Below are 26,349 nucleotides of genomic sequence, written 5' to 3' on the forward strand. Positions count from 1 at the left end.
CGCAGCGAACAATGTCTTACCATAGTGATCACTTTTTCTTATATGACTGTATGGATAACCGATGCGTTATTGGGCTGCTATTTTACCTGTGCTTACTTTGCTGACCGCCTGTAGCAATCAACCGACACCTTCAGCCACGGCACCTCAGAAGGGCGGTTTTCTTCTGGAACCGGCACATACAGGCCATATGCTAAGTGGGGATTTCGCGACTAACCCAGCGGCAAACCGTTTTGTCGATAAAATGGTACGAGAACACGATTTTGACCGTCAGCAATTACATGATGTATTAGCTCAAGCTCAACAATTAGATTGGGTTATTCGCTTGATGGATAAACAGGCGCCGACCAGCCGGCCACCGTCTGGGCCTAATGGTGCCTGGAATCGCTATCGCAACCAGTTTATTACACCGGATAACCTACAAAATGGTATAGCTTTCTGGAATCAATATCAGGATGCGTTGCAGCGAGCTTATGAAGTTTACGGCGTGCCCCCAGAGATCATTGTTGGCATTATCGGGGTAGAAACCCGCTGGGGTCGCGTAATGGGTAAAACCCGTATTATTGATGCATTGGCTACGCTGTCATTCAGTTATCCGCGCCGCGCAGAATTCTTTAGCGGCGAGTTGGAAACCTTCCTGCTAATGGCGCGTAAAGAAGGTAACGATCCGCTTTCCCTGAAAGGATCTTACGCCGGTGCAATGGGGTACGGTCAGTTTATGCCATCATCCTTCAAGAGTTATGCGGTTGATTTTGATGAAAACGGTCATACCAATCTTTGGGATCCCGTTGACGCCATCGGTAGCGTGGCCAACTATTTTAAAGCCCACGGCTGGCAGAAAGGTGGCAAAGTTGCCGTTCAGGCTATCGGGCAGGCTCCTGCGCTAGATAATGGATTTAAAACCCGATATTCCGTGACTACGTTAGCCGCTGCGGGGCTACAACCAAGGGAGTCTCTCGAGGGTTATCAGGAGGCTAGCCTGCTGCGTCTTGATGTTGGCACCGGCTATCAATACTGGTACGGATTACCCAATTTCTACACCATTACTCGTTATAACCATAGTACTCATTATGCGATGGCCGTTTGGCAGTTAGGCGAAGCGGTTGGCCGCGCGCGCCAAGGGTATTAAGCTATTGCTATAAGTTTAAACGTTGAACATTAGGCTATTCATTACGTATTGACGACGGCTTTATTGACTATTTATGGGTTGCTTCGGCGACCCATTTTTATCTGCGTGGCCCCAAGGGAATAAGTATATCCGTACTCTTATTCATGTTTATTCGTGAGTTTGCTGGTCTCCGATAGGATAAAAAGTGTAAAATACCGACTTATAAAGGTCATAGCCTTTAATTTACGGTATTTTAAAATTTATTCTATTTAGTATTAAGGGGTTATCGTGACAGCATTACCTAATTGTCCAAAGTGTAGTTCCGAATTTACCTGGCAGAACGGTGAGCAGTTGAACTGCCCTGAGTGCGGCCATGAGTGGTCTGAAAATGGCAATGTGGCAGAGGATGACGAAGGTCTGGTCGTGCGTGATGCCAACGGTAATCTACTGGCAGATGGCGATGCGGTAACCGTCATTAAAGATTTGAAGGTGAAAGGCAGCTCTTCAACTCTTAAAATCGGCACCAAAGTAAAAAGCATTCGTTTAGTCGAAGGCGATCATAATATCGATTGTAAAATCGATGGTTTTGGCCCGATGAAGCTGAAATCAGAATTCGTAAAAAAAGCTGATTAACAGCGAGTTAGAGTAATACGGCTGATAACGGGCAGTTTTTATGATTTATCGGCCATTTTCTTTAACCATTGGATAAAAACGTTAATTTTTGGCCACTGGCGTTCTGATAACGTCGAAATGTAATAGCGCTGTTCGCATACCACTTCCATCCCTGGGAAGGGCATAATCAACTCCTGATTTGCCAGACGACGCGCCACCAGTTTTTTTCTCCCCATGGCGATACCAACGTGGTTGATTGCTGCGAGAATGGCTAAATCAGAACGATCAAATCCCATACTGCGCTGAGTGGTATCAAGTGAGACTCCAGTTCGTCGGCTCCAATCCTGCCATTCACTGATATCCGAGTCTCGGCTCCATGCCTGTCGATCGTGTAGAAGCGTACATTGGCGTAGGTTGATCAAGTTTCCGTAAAGTTGATGTTTTTCCGCATATTCTGGGCTACACACCGGCACCATCGACTCATCCATCAGGTGTTCATACGACAACTTTTCCGGCGTTTTATCATCGTAGTAAATGGCCAAATCTATGCCACCACCGAGAAAATTGACGTTGTCATTACCGGTCATAATATTCAGGCTGATGGCCGGGTAATGATGAGCAAAATCAGCTAGTTTCGGCACCAGCCAGCATTGGGCAATCGAAGGGCGAGAATAGACTGTAAGAGTGCCGGATAACTCCTGGTTTTTAATCTCCAGAACTTCCTGATTAAGGTAATCAAGGGAGGACTTCAGCGCCCAAAATACCCGTTCGCCTTCACTGGTAAGCTCAATTCTCCGGTGAAAACGCTGGAATAATTTAAACCCCAATTCATCTTCGAGGCCATTTATACGATGGCTTACAGCGCTGGGGCTAATTGATAACTCATTGGCCGCCAAGGCAAAAGATTTATGACGAGCCGCAACTTCAAACGTATAGAGTTTTGATAGCTGATAGCCATTAAGAAGTTGATTGCGGTTGATATAGGTGTTTTCCGGGTACATAGGGAAGCTGCTCACTTTATTTTGTCTAAATATTATACCGATTTACATTTTCACTGCATGACTAGGGTTATTTAATGTGATTCAAATCGTACTTATACCGCAAAATATGACCTATTTGGCATGTTTGATTCAATCTGGCTCATCCAAAAGCGTTTTTTTATCGTTTGTCAGTCTCTATCAACTCTTATTCAATAAAGCCACAAGAAAACTATTGGTTGAGGTTGGATATGGACTCACAAATCTGGGTAGTGGGGACGTTATTAACAAGTATCATCATTATTATATTCGCCATAGTAAAATTAAAGATTCATCCTTTTCTGGCGCTATTGTTAGCCAGTTTTTATGTCGGCCTATTAATGGGTATGAACCCACTGGAAATGGTTAACTCCATTGAAAGCGGAATTGGCGGCACACTAGGATTTTTAGCGGCTGTTATTGGTTTAGGCACCATCTTAGGCAAAATGATGGAGGTCTCCGGGGCGGCCGAACGTATTGGTATAACACTGCAACGATGCCGTTGGTTATCACCAGACGTCACTATGGTTCTGGTCGGGTTGGTGTGCGGTATTACCCTGTTTGTTGAAGTTGGGGTGGTATTACTGATTCCGCTGGCATTCTCTATTGCCAGAAAAACCAATACCTCATTGTTTAAATTAGCTATTCCTCTGTGTACGGCATTAATGGCCGTTCACTGTGTGGTTCCACCACATCCTGCCGCTCTTTATGTGACCAATGCATTAGGCGCAGACGTAGGGACGGTCATTGTTTACGGATTATTTGTAGGATTGGTAGCTTCATTAATTGGTGGGCCATTATTCCTGAAGTTCGTGGGTAATCGGTTACCGTTTAAACAAGTACCCGCTGAGTTCTCTGAATTTCAGGTACGTAGAGAAGAAGACCTGCCATCGCTAAGCGCCACATTGTTTACCGTATTACTGCCGATTATTCTGATGTTGATGAAAACTGCGGCAGAACTGAATATGGAAAAAGGTTCTTCGCTATATTCACTTTTAGAGTTTATTGGTAACCCAATAACGGCGATGTTTATTGCAGCTTTTGTGGCCTACTACACTTTAGGCATCAGACAAAATATGGGTATGGCTACCCTGCTGAAAAAAACCGAAGACAGTTTTTCATCTATCGCGAATATTTTATTAATTATCGGTGCCGGTGGGGCATTTAATGGAATATTAAAAGCCAGTGGCTTGGCAGATACTCTGGCCGTGATTTTATCGAATATGGATATGCATCCAATTTTACTGGCCTGGCTGGTGGCGATTATTTTGCACGCGGCAGTCGGTTCTGCCACTGTGGCGATGATGGGCGCGACGGCGATTGTATCGCCAATATTGCCGATGTATCCCAATGTCAGCCCTGAAATCATTACATTGGCGATTGGTTCCGGAGCGATAGGCTGCACTATTGTGACTGACTCATTATTCTGGTTGGTAAAACAATATTGCGGCGCAACGCTGAGTGAAACCTTTAAATATTATACCACGGCAACGTTTATCGCTTCGTTAATTGCCTTGGCGACGACTTTTTTACTTTCTTACATTATTTGATCAACAAAGAGATATTCCATGAAAAAGACAGAAATTGATAAATTAATTACCGGCTACCCTTTAGTCAAAAATCTTATCAATCTGGAAGAGGTTACTTGGTTTAATCCTTTGTCCACCACGTTGGAACAGGGCTTGCCCTATGTCGGATTGACGCAGGAAGATGTGGCTGATGCGGAGGCCCGCTTACAGCGTTTTGCGCCTTATCTTTGCCAGGCGTTTCCTGAAACGCAAAAGACTCAGGGTATTATTGAGTCGGAGATCGTCGCGATTCCAGAAATGCAGAAAACTCTGCAACAGCGCTATAACTGTGAAATTACGGGGCATTTATTACTAAAGAAAGATAGCCATTTGCCTATTTCTGGTTCTATTAAGGCGCGAGGCGGTATTTATGAAGTATTAACACATGCGGAAAAATTAGCTAAACAGGCTGGTTTACTATCTGAAACTGATGATTATGCCAAACTGTTTTCCGAGTCTTTCCGCGAGTTTTTTGGCCGTTATCGAATTGCGGTTGGCTCAACCGGTAATTTGGGAATGTCAATTGGCATTATGAGTGCCAAACTCGGATTTAGTGTCAGTGTGCATATGTCCGCCGATGCTCGGGAATGGAAGAAAAAGAAACTGCGGGAACACGGTGTTAACGTAGTGGAGTATGAACAAGACTATGGCGTTGCCGTAGAGCAGGGGCGTAAGCAGGCAGAATCCGATCCCGATTGTTTCTTTATCGATGATGAGAATTCGCAAACTTTATTCCTTGGATATTCAGTGGCTGGAAATCGTCTGAAGCAGCAATTTGCCGAGCAGAATATTCTGGTTGATGAGGATCACCCACTGTTTGTTTACCTGCCATGCGGCGTTGGCGGTGGCCCCGGCGGCGTAGCTTTCGGATTGAAATTAGCTTTCGGCGATAATGTACACTGTATTTTTGCCGAACCTACGCATGCTCCATGTATGTTACTAGGCGTTTATACTCAGTTACATGACAATATTTCAGTGCAAGATCTCGGCATTGATAATATTACTGCTGCAGATGGTCTGGCCGTGGGTCGGGCATCTGGTTTCGTTGGAAGAGCTATGGAGCATCTATTAGATGGCTTCTATACCCTGAGCGATAGCGAAATGTATGACTTGCTCGGATTGTTAGCTCGTGATGAGGGAATTCAGCTGGAGCCTTCTGCTCTCGCAGGTATGCCAGGAGCTGCTCGGGTAACGAGTTCTCCCGATTATCTAAGCAAGCATGGCTTTAGCCCAGAGAAAATGGAAAATGCTACCCATTTAGTCTGGGCGACCGGTGGGGGTATGGTGCCAGCAGAGGAAATGAGTAAATATCTCGCTACCGCGAAAATTTAAGTTAGCTGCATTTCATCTTAGTTTACGTGAATAAATGATGTTCAAGGGTCACCCTATTTTAGGTGGCCCTTGTTATTCATGGGATTAGCCGATTCATCTGCATGTTCAGCTACCGATATATTTCCACACAGCGTTATCAGGATTCTGGATGTCCGTCTATAGCTGCGGCTAAATCTCGATATTCTTCACATTCAGTACCGCATAGGCCTTTGATAGTCGCTAATTCGGCTTTAGCCAGATCGGGGCGACCTTTAATCATATAAGCCTCACCCAGGTATTCGCGGACCTTAGGATAATGAGGATCAAGAGCAATTGAGCGTTGATAATAAGTAATGCCTTCGTCTGTACGACCTAATTTTCGGGTGGCATAACCGCGATAATTCCATGCTTCACGGGTATTTGGTTGTTTTAACGTATCCAATAGATCCAACGCTTCCTGGTAGCGCCCCGTTTTTGCCAAATGATATGCATACTGTGTTTTATCACTATCGCTGACCATACTGGTTTTTTCCACCACACAACTATTGGTTTTGGTGTCATAAACCTGACCCTTTGGGCAATCCGGCGTTTTATTCGAATCATCTCCCATTGCATGAGTGAGTGTAGGAACCTGCAATAAACTGGCGAGCAAACATACCAAAGGTAATTTTTTCATCGTATTAGAAGCAAAATGACTTTTCATGATGATGTCCTGTTTTGAGGCAACATCGAGTGTCGCTGTTTCCACGGGTGGGGTAGCAACGGATGGCCGCTGAGGGGATACAAACTGGCGCAATAACTAGCCAAACCCGCATGGTCCACTCTCTAAGTAAATACTGAATTACAGGATAAGCAAGGTGGGAGTGTTTAAAAGCATGGGGGAATATTCGAATTATTAGATATAGTGGTTAACGCGTGTTTTAACTAACTATTCAATATGATTTTTGGGTTGGTTGCCATGATATTAGCTCTCCATAGGATTATTATCGGATATTAATGTGACGACGAAAATTAGCGATGTAGTTGAGTGGGAATTGGTCAGGTTAGTCAGAAGATAAAATATCTGTAATTATAGAGTACGTAGCCAGATACCACCGCGTACTCCATTATGGGGAAAAACTTTGCTAATATCTATCATAGGCATGATAGGTTTTTGATTAGCTGTTTGGTGTCATGTCCGATGCCAAACGGTCTATTAGTTCTACGACTTCATTACTTGCCGTCTCCATATGTTCAAGAGCCGATGTCATCGCATCTATATTGTCATCAAAAAAAGCGCTAAGCGCTATACGACCAGAATGATGAACTGCCGCATGAGGTTTTTCTAACTGTTGATAAGCGGGATAATGTGCAAGATTGCGGCCATCACCGGCTGCATACCATTTGCCTAAGCGGCATTCCGTGTGCGAATTAACCTGAACACTATTGTTATTGTCTAGCAATAGTTTATATATTTGTAATTTCCATATAACATGATCAATTTTTACTATGTTAAGAAACTGTAGGTTGGTAATGAATGCAATAATTGATTGCATGTGAGAAGAACGGGCGATAACAATGTTTATTGAGTCTACGATATTAGAAATGTCTTTCTTAATATGCTCAATTAACGGTTTTTGTTCTGAGACTATGCTACAAACTTTGATTGTATTATCTTCAATGGATTTTGTTAGATGAAATATATCATCAGTACTTTCTTTGACTTCGCCAGACAATGATTTTATTTCTTTTGCTATTACGCTAAAACCACGACCTTTGTTTCCTACGTGAGCAGCCTCAATTGCTGAGTTTATTGCGATCAGATTCGTCTGGTTTGATAGTTTGTTTATTTCGGATACGCAACCTTTAATCTGATCGATTGATTTTCTAAACTCAGTTAATGAATCGGTACTCTGGTTAGCATTAGTCTCAATATGAACAATAAAGTTGACCAGTTTTTCCAACGCTTGCTTTGCTTCGTCGTTTCGTTGATTAAGTTCGTCTATTGCATCTTGTTCACGTTTGAGGTCGTTGCTGGAATTGAGCAGCGAGTCACGAACCATCTCAAGAGTTGAAACTCCGGTTAAAAGTTGTTGGCAAATAATCCTTTCGTAGGGAGGGAGTAGAGAGATACTCTCTGTGTTCGACTCAGTTGAATTTAAAGGGATAATATCATGCTGTAAATTTGACTTAGTGGAGAATAACATTTGATTTATTTTTCTTAGCATAGTGAATATTCATGTTGTTATATTGACAGCATATTTTATACTTTAGGCGTTCATAAAATGGTGATCAAAGTCATATCGGTTAATATTTAATTTTCATTCTAAAAATATGAGCGATTTTATAAAGAAAATGAACTTTTATTATTGATGTTGATTCTCGGATAACATGTGTGGCGAAAGGAGGGGGTGACGACGATTAACTGTATTGTTGATGGCATTAATAGGAGTGTCAAATAAAGGCTATTTCAATTTATTGTTGAGGTTGTTTTGTAAATAATGTTATTTGCATGCTGCATATACAAATCGATGTTTGCCGATTTTTTATCATTAATATGTTATTTTTTTTACACGGTAATGAGCAAGGCTGGTATGGATGAATTATTATTAGCGCGATTGATGGTGGTGAATTATATTTACTCCTCCCGAGGAAACAGCGAAGTATCAATCATAATATGTTCAGCATATAACCCATTGATACTCTAGTTATACTCTTGTCGCTTACTTGTTTATACAGCTTGGCACTTATCATTACTTTATTACCCATGCGGGTGCGGTTGATCTGGTAACCTGATGCATTCATCTCTTGTGCCTTTTTAAGCCATTATCACTTCAGCTGAAATCAGTGTACTGCTGGTCGCAGTCACGTTCTGCGCGGGGGGCTAAAAGCAATTAGGGAAAGAATGCTTGCGGAAATAACAGTGGGCATAATTTTTATATTCATAGCCCTATAAGTGGTTATTTGAAGCGTTCATTTATTCAGGAACAGCTTGATGCCAGACACAATAAAGCGAACTCATCAGTGGAAAAAAGTGACGAACAATAATTTTTTCTATTTTTTGTAACTTTTCTCTTTTTTATAAAGGGGCATGGGCCGAAAAATGCCACCGCACTCCTGTTGATTCAATGCGATTAGGCATTAAAGTTGTTTTTCAATACCTGTAGGCCATCACGATAAATACCGGAGAACAACGCTTCGGTTTGTGCATCGCTAGCGCCAACCGGCGTAAAATGACCGGTCCATTCCACTCGGGAAATATTGCTATCAGCCGTACTACGAACCGAGATAGTCGACCTATAATCCACTACCGGGAACAGCGCCTGAATAATGGAATAACTGTGGGTGTGCTGACAGTTATCAAAGGGCTCGATAACGGTCCGTCATCATCGGCGGTTAGAGTACGTACGCGCCCTCATTTCGTTAACATGCTTTTCGGGATGAGCAGTAGCCAGCCAGGTAGGGAGTCGAAGCCGCCCATTAGTTGCTATAGGGTTTTTACGGAAGCAGGGATTTCAATTGATACCGTTGTAGTAGACATTATGGGCGGTGTGGCATAAAGCGAATCAGCGACTACCCGTAATGCATTTTCGCGACATATTGTACGATAAATCTGCAATCATCAGCGAAAAATAAGTTGTTGGGCTAGAACAAGAATAAATGCATTTAGGATTTCATCAGGCGTAGTGAGCTATTTGATGTAATAACGGGACGTGCTGAGAGGTGTTATGGTGTCCCCGACTGGAATCGAACCAGTAACTAGCCCTTAGGAGGGGCTTGTTATATCCGTTTAACTACGGGGACATGCCATGATTTTTGCTGTTGATAAAAGCAGCTGTGCATCATTATACCTATTTTCACTCTGAAAATAAGCAGTTAGCGGTTTGTTTGTTTACATTATCGCCAGTTATCGCTTAAAAATGCTTATCGCTAAATCCACCAGAGAATGCTAGTTCCGATCTGCGGCTAGATTTATTTTTTCTGCAAATCAGTCTTTTTTTGGGTGTTTTCTTTAGATTTTTTTGGTTTTCTCGTCATATCGCTGCGTATTTGAGCATGACTTATCAGAGCAAATATAAAGGAGCCACCGATGATATTGCCGGCAAGCGTCGGGATAGCGAAGGGGTAAATAAATTCCTGCCATGAAAGGTTACCGCTAAATACCAGATAGAAGATTTCTGCGGAGCCAACGACGATATGAGTGAGATCGCATAAAGCCACCAGATAGGTCATTAGAAAAATCACCCAGATTTTAGCCGCGCCAGCGGAGGGTAGCATCCACACCATGGTGGCGATAATCCAGCCGGAAAGAATGCCTTTAGTAAACATTTCGGCTGGCGTATTTTCCATAATATCCTGAGCAATGCTGATAAAAGCGGCGCGCGTCGCGTCATCAAACAAGGGAATATGGATAAATGATCCCGCGGCCAAGGCGGTTCCAATTAAGTTTCCCAGCAAAACTAATCCCCATAGGCGAAATAAAATACTGAAATTCTTAACGCTGGGTTTTTGCATAATGGGCAATACTGCAGTGACGGTATTTTCAGTAAACAGCTGCTGGCGAGCCATAATGACAATAATAAAGCCGAAGGTATAACCGATATTCTCGATAAAAAGGCTGGCGGGTGCATCGGATAATTTGGCGTGAAAAATGCCTTTTGCCATTAAAGATGCTCCCATAGATAAGCCCGCAGCAATGGCCGATAGCAATAGCGCTAAGCCATCGCGCTCCAGTTCTTTTTCGCCTTCGACGCGAATTTTCTCGTGTATTGCGGCCGCGCGTGAAGGGAGATTTTTCTCATTAACATCAATCTCTTTTCCCTGTTTTTGCTCATCGCTTTCTACCTGAATATCGCCATCGTTGTTTTTATGGTCATTCATGTCTTTCTCCTCAGGAAGCCGGATTAACTTTTCAGCGTTGATAGACGGGAGGGACTAGATTCAGCTATTAAGCATAGTGGCTTTTTTACAGCGAATGTTGAGATGGGAAAGAAGCGATTATTGAGAAAGGAACTGAAACTGTCACAAAACGTCAGCTTTGACTGTTTTTTCTACAAAATATTGATCTTATGCTGAATATTAACTCTATAAGGTTAGGTTTCGGGATAGACCCATGCTACGTAAGGGTTAGGCCTTATGCTATTATTCCGGTTCCCGGTTGTTGAAAATCTTGCGGTTAAAAGACGAATCCCATGTTGGAAGCGAAAAATCTGAGTTGCATACGCGACGAACGAACCTTATTTAAGGGACTAAGTTTCTGTATCAAAGCGGGGGATATCGTACAGGTGGAAGGCCCCAACGGAGCGGGGAAAACCAGCCTGTTGCGGATTTTAGCCGGTCTGGCGCAGGCCGACGCTGGTGAAGTTCACTGGCAGGAAGCGAATATCCTGCGGGATCGCGCTGGTTATCATCAGGATTTATTATTTCTGGGCCATCAGCCCGGAATAAAATCGGTGCTCACTCCTTTCGAAAACCTGGCTTTTTATCAATCGGCTCAGAGTGATTATGACGAAAATGCCATCTGGCAGGCGTTAGAAAACGTGGGTTTGGTCGGCTATGAAGATTTGCCGGTTGCCCAGCTTTCTGCCGGTCAGCAGCGTCGCGTAGCGCTGGCTCGTTTATGGCTGAGTAAAGCCCCACTCTGGATTTTGGATGAGCCGCTGACGGCGATTGATAAACAGGGCGTAAGTGAGTTGATCGCTTTATTTGAGCAACAGGCTGCGGCTGGGGGAATGGTGCTGTTGACAACCCATCAGGAGCTTGGCGGCGTGCGTCAGGGCGTAAGAAAAATCAGCCTGATTGGCTCGGGGACAAACTGATGTTTCTCAGTGTATTACGTCGGGAATTAAAAATTGCGTTCAGAAAAGGCGCGGAGATTGTTAACCCACTGTGGTTTTTTCTTATCGTCATTACTCTGTTTCCATTGGGCGTTGGCCCAGAGCCGCAGTTACTGGCGCGTATTGCTCCGGGCATAGTCTGGGTCGCGGCTTTGCTGGCTTCATTGTTATCGCTGGAACGGCTGTTTCGGGATGATTTTCTCGATGGGTCGTTGGAGCAACTGCTTTTATTGCCTTCGCCGCTGCCGCTCACGGTGTTAGGCAAAGTGTGTGCTCACTGGGTCGTGACCGGATTGCCATTGCTAATTCTCTCGCCGCTGGTGGGTATGCTGCTTTCGCTGGATGTGAATACCGGCATCGCCGTAGCGCTGACTTTGTTGCTGGGGACGCCGACGCTGAGTTTTATCGGGGCTATCGGCGTCGCGCTTACGGTGGGATTGCGCAGAGGTGGAGTATTATTAAGTTTGCTGGTTTTACCTTTATATATACCGGTTCTTATCTTCGCCACCGCAGCTATTGATGCTGCCTCAATGGGGATGCCTATTGATGGATATCTGGCGATTCTTGGCGCAATGCTGGCCGGTAGCGCTACGTTAGCTCCTTTTGCCACGGCGGCTGCGTTGAGAGTAAGCATTCATTAATCCTATTTAAATTTACAGATTTCGTACGATGAATTGGATGATATCTGGCGACCATGCAGTGACGCATCTGGTTGAAATACATATTTTTTATTGAATGTGGTAGCCAACGCCATTCAGAGCAGATTGTGCACCGCAACCCGTATCGGCTTAGTTAGCAGGACGATTACCAAGACGATTACCGTCATTTTTATAGTGAGCAATGACCAACATGTGGAAATGGTTTCATCAATTTGCCCAGCCGGAAAGGCTGTACAGAGTCTGCGGTCGCTTTATTCCGTGGTTCGGCGCAGCGGCCATTATTTGTCTGGCTATCGGTTGGGGAGGAGGCTTTGGCTTCGCACCGGCTGATTATCAGCAAGGTAACAGTTTTAGAATAATGTATCTGCATGTGCCAGCGGCGATTTGGTCGATGGGTATTTATGTGTCTATGGCGATAGCCGCCTTTATCGGGCTGGTCTGGCAGATAAAAATGGCGGATTTGGCCGTGGCGGCAATGGCTCCCGTGGGGGCTGTATTTACCTTTATTGCGCTGGCTACCGGCTCCGCTTGGGGAAAACCTATGTGGGGAACTTGGTGGTTGTGGGACGCGCGCCTGACGTCTGAGCTAGTACTGCTGTTTCTGTATATCGGCGTGATTGCGCTGTATCACGCGTTTGACGATCGAAAACTGGCTGGTCGAGCGGCCGGTATTTTAGTATTGGTCGGCGTGGTGAATATTCCTATCATTCATTTTTCCGTGGTGTGGTGGAATACCTTGCATCAAGGTTCTACCGATATGCAGCAAACCATTTACCCGACCATGCGTACTCCGCTGCGTTGGGCAATCTTCGGTTATCTCTTCTTTTTTGCCACTCTCACGTTAATGCGTTTGCGTAACCTTATTTTACATCAGGAGCGTCATCGCCCTTGGGTGGTGGCGTTGTTAGGTAAGGAGCGCTCGCTATGACACCGGCATTCAACTCTTGGGCGGAATTTTTCGCAATGGGTGGCTACGCCTTTTATGTCTGGCTGGCGGTGGTCGTGGCCTTGCTGTCGTTGTTTGGTTTATGGGCGCATACCCTGTGGATGAAACAAGGGTTATTGAAGAGTATTCGACGCCAACGTAGACGCGATCAGCGAGTTCGTCAGGCGCAGCAGCGGGAGAGAAAATAATGAACCCACGTCGAAAAAGCCGTCTGTATCTGGCCTTAGTAGTGTTAATCGGCATAGGTTTGACCACCACGCTGGTGCTTTATGCCTTGCGAGCCAATATTGATCTGTTTTATACCCCCAGCGAGATTTTACAGGGGAAGGGACCCAAGCACGAAAAACCTGAGGTTGGGCAACGTCTGCGTATTGGTGGAATGGTGATGCCCGGTTCAGTAAAACGTGACCCGCAGAGCTTACAGGTCACTTTTAAGGTGTATGACGCGCGCGGTGCGATCGACGTGACTTACACCGGCATTTTGCCGGATCTGTTCCGTGAGGGACAGGGTGTGGTAGCTCAGGGCGTTTTTGCGGAAGGAAATCGGGTGGATGCTAAAGAAGTGCTGGCTAAGCATGATGAAAAATATACGCCACCGGAAGTTGTTGAAGCGATGAAAGAAAATCACGTTCGCCCGGCGGCGGCTTACACCAACGGTCAGAGTGAGGGTAACGCGTCATGATGCCTGAAATCGGCAATTTCCTGTTATGTCTGGCGCTGGCGATATCGCTGCTGCTGAGCATTTACCCCCAGTGGGGCGCGGCGCGGCAGGACGTGCGAATGATGGCTGTAGCACAACCATTGACCTACGGTATGTTTGTGACCGTAGCGCTATCGTTTATGTGTCTGGTGTATGCCTTTGTAGTGAATGATTTTACTGTTTCCTATGTAGCGGCTAACTCAAATAGCCAGTTGCCGGTTTATTACCGAATCGCCGCTACTTGGGGGGCGCATGAAGGCTCGCTATTACTTTGGGTGTTGCTGCTAAGTTGTTGGTCACTGGCGGTAGCATTATTCAGCCGTCAAATGCCGCAGGACGCCGTGGCGCGAGTTTTATCCGTATTAGGCATGATTACCGGCGGTTTCCTACTGTTTATCATCATGACGTCTAATCCTTTCACCCGAACTTTGCCTAACTTCCCGGTTGATGGTCAGGATTTGAATCCGTTGCTACAGGATGTCGGGCTGATTTTCCATCCACCATTGTTATATATGGGATACGTCGGATTTTCTGTGGCGTTCGCCTTTGCCATCGCTTCGTTGATGGCGGGGCGTTTGGATACCGCATGGGCACGATGGTCACGGCCCTGGACGCAGGCGGCTTGGGTATTCCTCACTCTGGGGATCGTGCTGGGCTCGGCGTGGGCTTATTACGAATTGGGCTGGGGCGGTTGGTGGTTCTGGGACCCGGTAGAAAATGCGTCATTTATGCCGTGGCTGGCCGGAACCGCGCTGATTCACTCTCTGGCGGTGACGGAAAAACGCGGTACTTTCAAAGCGTGGACGGTGCTGCTGGCTATCACCGCTTTCTCCCTGTGCTTAATGGGAACCTTCTTGGTGCGTTCCGGCGTATTGGTTTCGGTGCACTCTTTTGCCTCCGATCCGGCGCGAGGTATGTTTATTCTGGCCTATCTGGTGATTGTGATAGGCGGTTCCTTACTGTTGTACGCGGTAAAAGGCGCACAGGTACGCAGCCGTACTCAGCATGAAGTGTTCTCTCGAGAGACATTTTTGTTAGGAAACAACGTATTGCTGATTGCAGCCATGCTCGTTGTGCTATTGGGGACTTTGCTGCCGCTGGTGCATAAACAACTGGGGCTAGGTAGTATTTCCATCGGGGAACCCTTCTTTAATACCATGTTTACCTGGCTGATGGCACCGTTGGCACTGTTGCTGGGGATTGGCCCGTTGGTACGCTGGCGTCGGGATGAACCGAGCAAATTGTGGCGTCGTTTGGGGATGGCCTTAGTGGCAACCACGTTACTGTCAATTTTAGTGCCTTGGTTAATGCAGGATAGTATCGCCGGAATGACGGTAGTGGGTTTGATGATGGCTTTCTGGGTCATTATTCTGACGCTAATGGAATTGCATGAGCGAGCGACGCATCGCCACGGTTTCTGGCGTGGCCTGACTCACCTTTCCCGCAGTCATTGGGGAATGGTTTTAGGGCATCTGGGCGTGGCAGTTACGGTGATTGGCATTGCCTTTAGTCAGAATTACAGCGTTGAGCGCGATGTCAGAATGAAATCGGGAGATGCTATTGATATCCACGATTATCACTTTGTTTTCCGAGATGTTCACGACATTAAAGGGCCAAACTACACCGGTGGAGTAGGTATTATCGACGTTACCCGTAACGGTAAACCCGAAGCGACGCTGCACGCAGAAAAACGCTATTACAGTACCGCTCGCTCCATGATGACCGAAGCGGCTATCGACGGTGGCCTGACTCGGGATCTGTATGCGGCGTTGGGGGAAGAGCTGGAGGATGGTTCCTGGGCGGTGAGGTTGTATTACAAACCTTTCGTCCGCTGGATTTGGTACGGCGGTGTATTTATGGCGGTGGGCGGCATCCTGTGTATGTTGGACCCGCGCTATCGGATGAGTAAGAAATTAAAACGCGGTATCGCACCGGAGGTACCGTAATGAAGTCTAAATTATTGTTTATTCCGCTGGTGCTTTTCCTGCTGCTGGTGGTGGCATTTTTAGTGCAATTGAGCCGCAATGCCGGTGGGGAAGATCCTACGATGCTAGAATCGGCGCTGATTGGTAAACCCGTCCCGACCTTTAAACTAGAATCTCTGGATCAGGCTGGAAAAACCTACGATCAGGCGGTATTGCACGACGGTAAACCTATGTTGCTTAACGTGTGGGCTACCTGGTGTCCGACTTGCCGTGCCGAGCATGAATATCTGAATAAACTGGCGGCGCAGGGAATTCGTGTGGTGGGGCTGAATTATAAGGATGACCGTACCAAAGCGGTGAACTGGTTGAATACGCTGGGGAATCCTTACGCGTTGAGTTTATATGACGGTGATGGAATGCTGGGGTTGGATTTAGGCGTTTATGGCGCTCCTGAGACCTTTTTGATCGACGGACAAGGGATCATTCGCTACCGCCATGCGGGGGATCTTAACGATCGTGTCTGGCAGCAAGAAATTCTGCCGCTCTATAAAAAGTATCAGGAGGGATCATGAGGCTAATCAGTCTGGTCCTCGGCATGTTACTGAGCTGGGCCGCGTTCGCAGCCATTGATACTTATCAGTTTAGTTCGGTTCAACAGGAGCAGCAGTATCGGGAATTAACCGAGCAACTGCGTTGCCCCAAATGCCAGAACAACAGTATTGCGGATTCTAACGCCATTATTGCCGCTGATATGCGCAATAAAGTGTATGAGCTGATGCGCCAGGGCAAAACCAAGCCTGAAATTATCGATTATATGGTGGCGCGTTACGGCAATTTTGTTACTTATGAACCACCAGTGACTGCCGCTACGCTCATTTTGTGGGTGGGGCCAGCGCTGTTTGTGCTGATCGGCGGGGCGGTCGTAATTTTACGCGGGCGTCGCCGTAACCAGATGCTTGCTGAACACGAGTTACCGGAGCAGGAACGGCAGCGTCTGGCTGTCATACTGGCGCAGAATGAAGCGGAAAACCGGAATTTGGCAAATACTGACGGGAAACAACCATAATGGCTTTTTGGCTAATAGTAATCATTGCGCTGGCCGGAGCGGGTGCCCTGTTAGTGGTTCCGGCAATGAAACAAAGCAGTAATAACCGCAAAACAACGCGGGATGATCTGAATAAAGCCTTTTATCAGGATAGATTAAACGAACTGGCAGAAGACGAAGAGCAGGGCGTGGTCGCTGAGCGGCCGGAACTGATCAAAGAGCTACAGCAGAATCTACTGACAGATATTCCTGAGCAATCTGCGGAACAATCCAGCCCGATAAGCCGTTGGGCATTATTGCCCGGCGTGGTGATTTTGGTCGTGGTTGCCGTAGGGTTTTATGTCAAAACCGGTGGTTTAACCCAGTTGCACGCGTGGCGGGAAGTACAGGCGCAAATGCCGGAGTTACGTGCCAGAGTCGCCAATGAACGGGCAGAGCCGCTGACGATGGAAGAAGTGGCGCGCTTGGGTTTAGGGCTGCGCACCTCTTTACAGCAAGACGATAGCAATGTTAACGACTGGATGATGCTGGGCCGAGTGGGTATGGCGCTGAATAATGCCACTACTGCGACGCAGGCGTTTGAAAAAGCCTATCAGCTCGCGCCGGATAATATGGACGTGAAACTCGGCTATGCCGAGGTGTTAACCCGTTCTAACGATCCGCAGGATAACCAGAAAGCCACGCAAATGCTGCGTAGCATGTTAGCGCAGGATCACGGCAACACGCGCGTGCTGAGTCTATTAGCATTTAATGCCTTTGAGCAGGGAGATTTCAAACAAGCCATTGGCGCGTGGGAAGTTATGCTAAAATTGCTGCCTGCCGGCGATTCTCGTGCTGAAGTAATAAAACGCAGTATTCAGCAGGCAAAAGCACAGTCTGGTCTGGAAACAGCTAAACTGGAAGTGACGGTTTCTTTGTCCCCCGACGCAGCTAAAAAATTACCGCAACAAGGGACTCTGATTATTTCGGTCACTGACGGAGTGAGTCCGGTGCCAGTGGCCGTTAAACAGCTACCGCTGAGCCGATTCCCACTGACATTATCGCTGGATGACAGTAATGCGATGATGCCGGAATCGTTGCTTTCTGCTTTGCATCAGGTAAAGATTCGGGTGCGTTTATCGCTGGACGGTACGGCAAATCCTCAGCACGGCGACTGGTTTGGTGAAAGCGTGGTACAGGAATTCAGCGGTAACGGGCAGATTAGCGTCCAGATAAATAGACAGATCCCCTAAGCGCAGGGGCTGAACGTAATTTCATGGAGAAACATATGAATTTTCGCCTGACAGGGCTGGCTTTCGCGAGCGTATTATTGGTGGGTTGCGCCAGTTCTTCACCGGATCAGATGGAACAAGGCCGCTCCGATCCGTTGGAAGGTTTTAACCGGGCGATGTTCAACTTTAACTATGAAGTTCTTGACCCTTATGTGGTTCGCCCCGTTGCCGTAGTCTGGCGTGATTATGTGCCGCAGCCTGCGCGGAACGGCGTGAGTAACTTTATGGGTAACCTAGAAGAACCGGCGAGCATGGTGAACAGCTTCCTAGTCGGCGACCCGTACAAAGCGATGAAGCACTTTAACCGTTTCTTCCTTAACACCTTATTGGGTATGGGGGGGCTGATTGACGTCGCGGGAATGGCCAACCCTAAACTGGCGAAAGAAGTACCACATCGCTTCGGGAGCACCTTAGGCTACTACGATGTGCCTTACGGGCCTTATGTGGTGTTGCCGGGTTATGGCAGCTTTACCGTGCGTCAGGAAGGCGGCGACTTGGCTGATACTGTGTATCCGGTGCTGAGCTATCTGACGTTCTGGATGTCTGCGGGCAAATGGATGATTGAAGGGATTGAAACGCGTGCGCAATTGTTGGATTCCGATGGTTTGCTGCGTAATTCTTCCGATCCGTACCTGATGGTGCGTGAAGCTTACTTCCAGCGTAACGATTTCCTCGCCAGCGGCGGCGTGTTGCAACCGGAAGCAAATCCAAATGCTCAGGCCATTCAGGGCGATCTGGAAAGCATCGATTCAGCCAACTAATCAGGTTGAGATGTCAGAGCGGGTTAAGATGTCAGAGATAGAAAAAAGCGCCTGAAGGCGCTTTTTTTGTTGCCGCGAATTCGTCAACTTCCCGATTCAGGGCGTACAGTCAGATCATCCACCCTGCGGCGCATTACTCGACTTGAATTGGGATTAGAACGCGTAGTTAAAGTTCACGCCGTACAGCATTGCCGTACCTTTGGAGTTGAACTCGTAGTTTGTGCCGCCCAATGCTGGTGGCGTTTTCTCGTTGATGGTCACGTTCTGGCCGTGCATGTAGGAGATACCCACGTCAACAGATGCGTCTTTGTTGAACGCATAGGTAGTACCGGCACTGATCCAGAAACGGTCCTGATCTGGGATCGAGATGGAGCGGTTTTGAGCTGGAACCGGGCTGTCATCGAATGCGATACCGGTACGGAAGGTCCAGTTATCGTCGTAGTAATAGGTCGTACCTAGCGCGATACGGTATGCGTCTTTAAAGCCTTCGTGCTTCTCGAACAGTACCTTACCGTTGTTACCTGTGGCTTTCAGCTCCTGGAATTGGCTCCAACTGGTGTAAGCGAGGCTATAGTGAATCGCCCACTGCGGTGCCACTTTGTTATAGCCGGATACTTCCCAAACTTCTGGCAGGTTCAGCGTCAGAGCACCAGGAACGATTGCACCGCCAGTTCCACCAAAGGCTACTGGTAGCTGGTTGCTGTAATCGCCATCAAAGTCGATTTTCACTTTAGAACGATAAGTGAAGCTGTAACGGTTTTCTTTATCGATTTCATAAAGCACGCCGGCGTTCCAGCCGTAGCCCCACTCTTTACCTTCCATATTGGCGACTTCGGTGCGCGCTGGCAGACCGAAACGGCCACCCGCTTCACCAATGTGACGCACAATTTTCGCATCGGCATAAACGGCGTTGAAGCCCAGACCGAAGCTGAAGTTTTGGTTCAGACGATACGCAGCCGCCAAGTTTAGGTTAGCGGTTTTCAGATCGGTTTTACCGCCCAGAGAGCCGGCGATATAGTCTTCATTAAATTCGGTGGCTAAACCGTAGTTGGAAGTACCGGACGCGCCGATAGCCCATTGTTCATTCAGCGGCATAATGAAGTGGATGTTAGGAATCCACTCAGATGGCGCGATATTTTTAGCGTCGGTGCTGCGGCCTGTCAGCGGAGATTGACCGCTGATATCTACATTAGGATCAACGTAGACAAAACCGCCGGAGAATGAAGGACGGTCAAACATCGTCATAGCAGCTGGGTTGCGGCTACCTACGGATGCGTTGTCGGCGACGGCGCCTTCACCAGAGAAAGAACGGCCCAATGCAGCCGCTGAATATTCATTCAGCTGAAAACCGGCCGCAGAAACGTTCGAAGAAATAATTGCCACTGCAGCTGCCAGAGCTGATCGGGTAAACAGGTTTTTCTGGTTCATGACCAAAACCTCATTTTAATGTGTTTATTATTTAAACTATGTTACATAGCGTAACAAGAGAGCGCGGGATTGTAGGGTCCGTTACCAATCTGACAAATCAGACCAGTGGCTGAAGTATAGGTCTGACCTGCGGGAATGTTGCAAGAATGTTTTTGAAATTGATTGAAATAGATTGCAAAAAATAGATCCACTTAACAAAAAACTTACATACCCATATCAATAAATCTATGACTTATTATATTTGCGATGCTCTAACTGAGATTTTCGTCACTAAATAGGCACATAAACAGTAAGTTCTAGTGATGCGAGGTTTGCAGGAGTAAAATAGCGGCAGATAACAATTTTTGAGCCAGATCACAAATGGCAACTTGCACCTATTTGAAATGTCCCTTGAGGAGAATTGAAGATGTCAGATGCAATTAAACGCTGTAATGCAGAAGAAACCGCAGCCTGTTGCTGTGTAGATGTCGGTACCGTGATGGATAACACCGATTGTACAGCGTCCTACAGCAAGGTATTTGCCAGCCAGAGCGAAGCCGAAGCAATGCTAAACACCCTGATCGAAAAAGCGCGTTCCGTTGAATCCGACCCTTGCCTAATTGAGCCAAGAATCGAGACGGTAGCAGAAGGCGTTCAACTCAGCGTTGACTTTACCTTTGCCTGTGAAGCAGAAATGCTGATTTTCCAGCTGGGCCTGCGTTAATCTTGCCGTATTCAGTGCGGAGCGAAAGCTCCGCGCTATTTAATCACTGAATCTATTTCCTTTTATTATTCTTTCTCCGGTCTCTTCGTTTTCCTCTTTCCCCATCTCTCTTTTTTATTCTGAAAGTTGCTCCTGCTCGCATTTTTGGCCTCTACAGGTTTGCCAAATGTAAACGTTTGGTTAACAATAATCGGATCAGGTCAGACCTGTTAACCTAGCATCCTAATAAATGCCAATTTATCTCTCAGGAGCCTTTATGAGTAAGCCACTTCCGTTAGTGACGCGTCAGGGCGACCGCATTGCGATTGTTAACGGCCTGCGCACCCCGTTTGCTAAACAAGCTACCGCCTATCATGGGGTTCCCGCTGTTGATTTGGGTAAGATTGTTGTCAGCGAGCTGTTGGCAAAAAGTGGAATTGCACCTGAGTTGATCGATCAACTGGTATTTGGACAAGTGGTTCAGATGCCGGAAGCGCCGAATATTGCTCGTGAAATCGTATTGGGCACCGGTATGAGCGTACACACCGACGCCTATAGCGTCTCCCGAGCCTGTGCCACCAGTTTTCAGGCGGTGGCGAACGTGGCCGAAAGTATTATTGCGGGGTCGGTGGGGATAGCCATCGCCGGCGGCGCCGATTCTTCCTCCGTTTTACCTATTGGCGTCAGTAAAGCGCTGGCGCGTACGCTGGTTGATGTCAATAAAGCGCGTACTTTGTCACAGCGCCTGAAACTATTCAGTCGTTTGAAATTCCGTGATTTATTGCCGGTTGCACCTGCAGTGGCGGAGTATTCCACTGGTTTGCGTATGGGGGATACCGCCGAGCAAATGGCTAAAACCTACGGTATTAGCCGAGAAGATCAGGATGCGCTGGCGCTGCGTTCTCACCAACTGGCGGCGGAAGCTTGGCAAAAAGGCTATTTACAGGATGAGGTGATGACCGCTTATATCCCACCATACCGCGCGGCTATCAGTGAAGATAATAATGTGCGCAAAGATTCCACCATGGCGCAATACGCGAAGCTGCGCCCGGCATTCGATCGCAAGCACGGCAGCGTAACGGCAGCAAACAGCACGCCACTGACCGACGGCGCCGCGGCAGTTATTATGATGAGCGAAGGGCGAGCCAAAGCATTGGGGCTGAAACCTTTGGGTTATTTACGCAGTTTTGCTTTTTCCGCTATCGACGTTTGGCAGGATATGTTGTTAGGGCCGTCTTACGCCACGCCGTTGGCATTAGATCGCGCCGGTATCACGCTGGCGGATCTGACGTTAATTGATATGCACGAAGCCTTTGCCGCGCAAACGCTCGCTAACCTGAAAATGTTTGCCAGCGATAGTTTTGCTCAGCAATATCTGGGGCGCAGTAAGGCAATCGGCGAGGTTGATATGGATAAATTCAACGTATTGGGCGGTTCTATTGCCTATGGTCATCCTTTTGCAGCAACTGGAGCGCGGATGATCACGCAAACGTTGAATGAACTGCGTCGTCGCGGTGGCGGATTGGGCTTAACGACCGCCTGTGCTGCCGGTGGTTTGGGTGCAGCCATGATTGTAGAGGTGGAGTAATGGAAAATCGCGTAGAACAGGGCAGGGGAGAAGCTACAATGCCTTCGACCGAGTCGGTGTTTCAGCTTAGTATCCGGCCGGATAACATCGGGGTTATCACCATCAATGTCCCGAATGAAAAGGTCAACACCTTAAAGGCTGAATTTGCAGAGCAAATTGCCGAAGTGCTGCAACAAGTACAGGCTTCGCCGCAATTACAGGGGCTGGTGATTATTTCGGGCAAGCCAGATTCATTTATTGCCGGAGCTGATATCACCATGATCGCCGCCTGCCGCACCTCACAGGATGCAAGGGTTCTGGCGCAAAAAGGCCAGACGACGTTGGCGCAAATTGCCGCGTTCCCGATCCCTGTGGTGGCGGCCATCCACGGAGCCTGCCTGGGCGGTGGCCTGGAGCTGGCTCTGGCTTGCCATAGCCGCGTATGCTCATTGGACGATAAAACCGTTCTGGGGCTGCCTGAGGTCCAATTAGGGCTATTGCCGGGTTCCGGCGGCACACAACGATTACCTCGATTGATCGGCGCGAGTAAAGCGCTGGATATTATGCTGACAGGCCGCCAGATTCGCGCTAGGCAGGCGCTGAAAATGGGGCTGGTGGACGATGCCGTTCCGCAGGATATCTTATTGGAAGTGGCCGTTAGCCGTGCCAAAGCGGGCTGGGTGGATAAGCCGAGCCTGCCGTGGCAGGAGCGTTTGCTGAATGGGCCGCTTGGAAAATCTCTATTATTCAATATCGTGCGGAAGAAAACGTTGGCGAAAACCCAAGGCCATTATCCGGCGGCAGAACGGATTATTAATGTTGTTCGCCAGGGGCTGGATAACGGCGGTCCGAGCGGCTATGAAGCGGAAGCTCGGGCATTTGGCGAGCTGGCTATGTCTCCGGAATCAGCGGCGTTACGCAGCTTATTTTTCGCGACGACGTCGTTGAAAAAAGAAAGTGGTTCAACGGCACAACCACGCAAAATTAGTCAGGTCGGCGTGTTGGGCGGAGGTTTAATGGGCGGCGGTATCGCCAATGTCACCGCGACCCGGGCCGGCTTACCGGTCCGAATTAAAGATATTAATCCGCAGGGGATTAATCAGGCGCTGAAATATACTTGGGACACATTGGGCAAACGGGTACGCAGTAAACGGCTCCGGCCAGCGGAACGGCAGCGCCAAATGATGCTGATTTCCGGCACTACCGATTACAGCGGCTTCGAAAATGTGGATATCGTTGTTGAAGCGGTGTTTGAAGATCTGGCGCTAAAGCGGCAGATGGTAGCCGACATTGAAGCGCACGGAGCGCCTCATACTATTTTTGCCTCCAATACTTCATCTTTGCCTATCAGCCAGATAGCCGCCGAGGCAAAACGTCCAGAACAGGTTATCGGTTTGCATTACTTTAGCCCAGTAGACAAAATGCCGCTGGTGGAAGTGATTCCTCACGCTGGAACCAGCGAAGAAACTATTGCAACCACGGTGGCGTTCGCCCGCAAACAGGGGAAAACGGCAATTGTGGTCGGCGATCGCGCTGGATTCTATGTAAATCGCATTCTTGCTCCCTATATCAACGAAGGGGCGCGCTGTTTGCTGGACGGCGAGCCGATTGAGTCAATCGATAAGGCTTTGGTTGATTTTGGCTTCCCGGTCGGGCCGCTGAATTTACTGGATGAAGTCGGGATCGACGTGGGCACCAAAATCATGCCGATTCTAGTGGAGCAGCTTGGCCCGCGCTTTGCCGCTCCGGCATCTCTGGACGCAATTTTAAAAGATGGTCGTAAAGGGCGTAAGAATGGCCGTGGTTTCTATCTGTACCCGACCAAAACGTCGGGCTTTAAGCTGAAGAAAAACCCAGTCAAGCAGGCCGATCCGAACGTTTATGGGCTATTAGGCGTCACGCCGAAAGCACATATACAGCGTGAAGTTATTGCTCAGCGCTGCGTGATGATGATGCTGAACGAGGCGGTACGCTGTCTGGATGAAGGTATCATTCGTAATCCGCGTGATGGCGATATTGGCGCTGTTTTCGGCATCGGTTTTCCTCCTTTCTTGGGCGGGCCATTCCGTTATCTGGATCGTCTAGGGCTGGATACCGCAGTCCGAACCTTGAAGCTGCTGGAACAGCAATATGGCGAGCGTTTTGCCCCCTGTGAGCGCCTGGTGGTGATGGCTGAGCAGAAGGCTGTGTTCTACCCAGAAACTGAGCTGCCAGCGGAAGAGTCTACTGCGGCAGAATGAGTGGGAAGCCGAAGGAATTCTGCGTTCAGAATTCCTTTTGGTTAGAATGTGAGCGGGATCACCGCCTGTAACTATGCTGTTTTTACCTGCTGTACAGGTGCCAGTGCTCGCGTTACCTTAGCCATAATTTACTGGCTAAGATTTAATAAGCTTTTAAGTTAGTAGCTCTGCATTGTGTAGAGAATAAATAATGGATTAAACTGTTGAGTAGGCTATTTATTAAACAGTAATGGTTGGCGGCGTGTTTTGTTGGTGTAAAAACAGCCGTTTTATTTATGTGAAGTTTCAGGCAAAATGCCCGGCCGCCATAGAGAGACGGCGCGTTATCGTGATGAAGTTGCTTTGTCTTAGGGCAAAGTTCTCGGCGGTACAGCACGCGTTGCGTTTCTGTATAGCGTTATTTTGTTAACAAAAGCGGTGCAATATGCAAGTTCTAATCATGCGTCATGGCGACGCGGCTCTTGACGCAGCCAGCGATGCACAAAGGCCTCTGACCCAATGTGGCAGTGAAGAATCACGGCAGATAGCCGCTTGGTTAAATAGCCAATCGGTGGATATTGAGCAGATACTGGTCAGCCCTTATTTGCGTGCGGAACAAACCCTTGACGTGGTAAGAGAAGCGCTGACGTTGCCGGACGGGCAGGAAGTGATGCCGGAACTGACCCCAGGTGGGGATCCTGCGATGGTGGCTTGTTATCTACAGGCTTTAGCCAAAGAGGGTTGCGCTTCGGTACTGTTGATTTCGCATCTTCCGCTGGTGGGCTATTTGGTTGCCGAGCTGTGTCCGGGCCAATGTGCGCCGATGTTTGCGACTTCTGCGATGGCCTGTGTCGATTTAGACATGAACAGCGGAATGGGCAAGTTGGATTGGCAAGTGAGTCCCTCTCAGCTGATGGCCAAAGTCTGACGGCTTGGGATGATGACCTGAAAACGGATTAGCGGCTGCGGTGTGATACAAACCTCTGCGCCAAAAGCACGATTAACCGGTATCCTGAAAAAAGGCGTGAACAGTTTTGCTGTCACGCCTTTATTTTATTTGGCTAATTTATTATTGGGTTAATTTATTCGGCTAATTCGATCAAAACCAGCAAGGCAGCGGTGCCACCCCATTCTTTCGGCGCCTGATGGAACGCCAGTACGTCCGGATGCTGCGCTAACCACAACGGTGTCTGTTGTTTCAGAACGTGCTTACCGTGTCCGTGCATTACGCAGGCGCAGTGTACGTATTCGCGTTTACAGGCTGCGAGCAAGGCACCCAGCTCTTGTTTGGCCTGCTTTTGGGTGAGTCCATGCAGATCGAGAAACATCTCCGGTGAGTAATCGCCGCGTCGCAGCTTTTTCACTTCAAAATGATCAACTCCGGGGCGTACATAACGGGTAGGGCCTTCGTTATCTATATGAGGTTGGAATTCATCAGAGAAATAATAGCTAGCATCGACCTGCTCTTGTAGCAGGCGAACCGGCGTAATTTTATGCATTTTCTGTGGCGCCTGGCGATGTAAGATGGTGTCTTGTTTGAGTTTTTTGGCACCCGCGATCGATTCCCTGAAAAGTTGCAGCTCCTCATTGCTCAAGTGAAATTTATTTTTCATTATTTATTCTTAGTACCTAATCAATTTCCTCAGTTTACCTGCTGGATATTATCTGTCTAAATAAATGTCGACAAAGTTTTGCATCCTTTTGGCGTATTTTCATCG

Annotated in this window: 23 protein-coding genes, 1 tRNA gene and 2 pseudogenes; 18 read left to right on the top strand and 8 right to left on the bottom strand. The window is 47.7% G+C overall.

The window, feature by feature from the left end; all coding sequences use genetic code 11:
- Positions 1–61 precede the first annotated feature (61 nt).
- Positions 62–1,126 carry a lytic murein transglycosylase B gene (mltB, locus tag AD970_RS03535; RefSeq protein WP_049596955.1) on the top strand — a complete coding sequence of 355 codons (1,065 nt, stop codon included), beginning with the start codon at positions 62–64 and terminating at the stop codon, positions 1,124–1,126.
- Positions 1,127–1,393: 267 nt separating this feature from the next.
- Positions 1,394–1,738, top strand: coding sequence for a zinc ribbon domain-containing protein YjdM (locus AD970_RS03540; protein ID WP_049596956.1), 345 nt, complete (start codon positions 1,394–1,396; stop codon positions 1,736–1,738).
- 38 nt (positions 1,739–1,776) lie between these two features.
- On the opposite strand, the gene dsdC is transcribed toward AD970_RS03540, so the two are convergent.
- Positions 1,777–2,718: a DNA-binding transcriptional regulator DsdC gene (gene dsdC, locus AD970_RS03545; RefSeq protein ID WP_049596957.1), complete on the bottom strand. Its 942-nt coding sequence runs from the start codon at positions 2,716–2,718 to the stop codon at positions 1,777–1,779.
- 227 nt (positions 2,719–2,945) lie between these two features.
- Here dsdC and dsdX point away from each other — a divergent pair, with 227 nt between their 5' ends.
- A complete protein-coding gene (gene dsdX / locus AD970_RS03550) occupies positions 2,946–4,283 on the top strand; it encodes a D-serine transporter DsdX (RefSeq protein WP_049596958.1) in 1,338 nt (445 codons plus the stop codon).
- 18 nt (positions 4,284–4,301) lie between these two features.
- The gene (locus tag AD970_RS03555; RefSeq protein ID WP_049596959.1) at positions 4,302–5,633 is read left to right on the top strand and encodes a D-serine ammonia-lyase; all 1,332 of its coding nucleotides are present in this window, start codon (positions 4,302–4,304) and stop codon (positions 5,631–5,633) included.
- A 136-nt stretch (positions 5,634–5,769) separates the two neighbouring features.
- Here the strand turns inward: AD970_RS03555 and AD970_RS03560 are convergent, their stop codons facing one another.
- The 5 genes and pseudogenes from AD970_RS03560 to AD970_RS03580 form a co-directional block, all read right to left on the bottom strand.
- Positions 5,770–6,288 carry a tetratricopeptide repeat protein gene (locus AD970_RS03560; RefSeq protein ID WP_408068303.1) on the bottom strand — a complete coding sequence of 173 codons (519 nt, stop codon included), beginning with the start codon at positions 6,286–6,288 and terminating at the stop codon, positions 5,770–5,772.
- 481 nt (positions 6,289–6,769) lie between these two features.
- Positions 6,770–7,819, bottom strand: a complete 1,050-nt coding sequence (locus tag AD970_RS03565; protein WP_049596961.1) for a methyl-accepting chemotaxis protein — start codon at positions 7,817–7,819, stop codon at positions 6,770–6,772.
- 906 nt (positions 7,820–8,725) lie between these two features.
- Positions 8,726–9,072 (bottom strand): annotated as a pseudogene (locus AD970_RS03570) (SRPBCC family protein).
- A 248-nt stretch (positions 9,073–9,320) separates the two neighbouring features.
- Positions 9,321–9,395 (bottom strand) — tRNA-Arg (locus tag AD970_RS03575).
- Positions 9,396–9,563: 168 nt separating this feature from the next.
- Positions 9,564–10,472 (bottom strand): formate/nitrite transporter family protein, encoded by a 909-nt coding sequence (locus AD970_RS03580; protein WP_049596962.1) that lies wholly within the window; start codon positions 10,470–10,472, stop codon positions 9,564–9,566.
- 311 nt (positions 10,473–10,783) lie between these two features.
- On the opposite strand from AD970_RS03580, the gene ccmA reads away from it, so the two are divergent.
- From ccmA to mlaA, 10 genes are all read left to right on the top strand, one after another.
- Positions 10,784–11,410, top strand: a complete 627-nt coding sequence (gene ccmA / locus AD970_RS03585) for a cytochrome c biogenesis heme-transporting ATPase CcmA (protein ID WP_049596963.1) — start codon at positions 10,784–10,786, stop codon at positions 11,408–11,410.
- Positions 11,410–12,069 carry a heme exporter protein CcmB gene (ccmB, locus tag AD970_RS03590; RefSeq protein ID WP_049596964.1) on the top strand — a complete coding sequence of 220 codons (660 nt, stop codon included), beginning with the start codon at positions 11,410–11,412 and terminating at the stop codon, positions 12,067–12,069. Before ccmA ends, ccmB begins: the two co-directional genes overlap by 1 nt.
- A gap of 208 nt (positions 12,070–12,277) precedes the next feature.
- Positions 12,278–13,015, top strand: a complete 738-nt coding sequence (locus tag AD970_RS03595; protein WP_049596965.1) for a heme ABC transporter permease — start codon at positions 12,278–12,280, stop codon at positions 13,013–13,015.
- Positions 13,012–13,221, top strand: coding sequence for a heme exporter protein CcmD (ccmD, locus tag AD970_RS03600; RefSeq protein ID WP_049596966.1), 210 nt, complete (start codon positions 13,012–13,014; stop codon positions 13,219–13,221). The genes AD970_RS03595 and ccmD overlap by 4 nt, the downstream gene beginning before the upstream one ends.
- Positions 13,221–13,715: a cytochrome c maturation protein CcmE gene (gene ccmE / locus AD970_RS03605; RefSeq protein ID WP_049596967.1), complete on the top strand. Its 495-nt coding sequence runs from the start codon at positions 13,221–13,223 to the stop codon at positions 13,713–13,715. Before ccmD ends, ccmE begins: the two co-directional genes overlap by 1 nt.
- Positions 13,712–15,679 carry a heme lyase CcmF/NrfE family subunit gene (locus tag AD970_RS03610; protein ID WP_049596968.1) on the top strand — a complete coding sequence of 656 codons (1,968 nt, stop codon included), beginning with the start codon at positions 13,712–13,714 and terminating at the stop codon, positions 15,677–15,679. Before ccmE ends, AD970_RS03610 begins: the two co-directional genes overlap by 4 nt.
- Positions 15,679–16,230, top strand: coding sequence for a DsbE family thiol:disulfide interchange protein (locus tag AD970_RS03615; RefSeq protein ID WP_049596969.1), 552 nt, complete (start codon positions 15,679–15,681; stop codon positions 16,228–16,230). Before AD970_RS03610 ends, AD970_RS03615 begins: the two co-directional genes overlap by 1 nt.
- A complete protein-coding gene (locus tag AD970_RS03620) occupies positions 16,227–16,724 on the top strand; it encodes a cytochrome c-type biogenesis protein (RefSeq protein WP_049596970.1) in 498 nt (165 codons plus the stop codon). The genes AD970_RS03615 and AD970_RS03620 overlap by 4 nt, the downstream gene beginning before the upstream one ends.
- The gene (gene ccmI, locus AD970_RS03625) at positions 16,724–17,935 is read left to right on the top strand and encodes a c-type cytochrome biogenesis protein CcmI (protein ID WP_049596971.1); all 1,212 of its coding nucleotides are present in this window, start codon (positions 16,724–16,726) and stop codon (positions 17,933–17,935) included. Before AD970_RS03620 ends, ccmI begins: the two co-directional genes overlap by 1 nt.
- Positions 17,936–17,970: 35 nt before the next feature.
- On the top strand, positions 17,971–18,735 hold the full coding sequence (gene mlaA, locus AD970_RS03630; RefSeq protein ID WP_049596972.1) for a phospholipid-binding lipoprotein MlaA: 765 nt from the start codon (positions 17,971–17,973) through the stop codon (positions 18,733–18,735).
- 153 nt (positions 18,736–18,888) lie between these two features.
- Here the strand turns inward: mlaA and fadL are convergent, their stop codons facing one another.
- Positions 18,889–20,163 (bottom strand): long-chain fatty acid transporter FadL, encoded by a 1,275-nt coding sequence (gene fadL / locus AD970_RS03635; protein WP_049596973.1) that lies wholly within the window; start codon positions 20,161–20,163, stop codon positions 18,889–18,891.
- Between the two features lie 406 nt (positions 20,164–20,569).
- Between fadL and AD970_RS03640 the strand changes: the two genes are divergently transcribed.
- From AD970_RS03640 to sixA, 4 genes and pseudogenes are all read left to right on the top strand, one after another.
- A complete protein-coding gene (locus AD970_RS03640) occupies positions 20,570–20,866 on the top strand; it encodes a YfcZ/YiiS family protein (protein ID WP_072080590.1) in 297 nt (98 codons plus the stop codon).
- 256 nt (positions 20,867–21,122) lie between these two features.
- Positions 21,123–22,433: an acetyl-CoA C-acyltransferase FadI gene (gene fadI / locus AD970_RS03645; RefSeq protein WP_049596974.1), complete on the top strand. Its 1,311-nt coding sequence runs from the start codon at positions 21,123–21,125 to the stop codon at positions 22,431–22,433.
- A 56-nt stretch (positions 22,434–22,489) separates the two neighbouring features.
- A pseudogene (fadJ, locus tag AD970_RS03650) lies at positions 22,490–24,652 on the top strand (fatty acid oxidation complex subunit alpha FadJ); the annotation flags it as partial.
- A gap of 424 nt (positions 24,653–25,076) precedes the next feature.
- Complete coding sequence (sixA, locus tag AD970_RS03655) at positions 25,077–25,559, top strand: phosphohistidine phosphatase SixA (protein WP_049596976.1); 483 nt, start codon at positions 25,077–25,079, stop codon at positions 25,557–25,559.
- Positions 25,560–25,713: 154 nt separating this feature from the next.
- Here the strand turns inward: sixA and smrB are convergent, their stop codons facing one another.
- Positions 25,714–26,244, bottom strand: coding sequence for an endonuclease SmrB (smrB, locus tag AD970_RS03660; RefSeq protein WP_049596977.1), 531 nt, complete (start codon positions 26,242–26,244; stop codon positions 25,714–25,716).
- Positions 26,245–26,349: the final 105 nt, after the last annotated feature.

It is taken from the genome of Yersinia nurmii (assembly GCF_001112925.1).
Taxonomy (GTDB): Bacteria; Pseudomonadota; Gammaproteobacteria; order Enterobacterales; family Enterobacteriaceae; genus Yersinia; species Yersinia nurmii.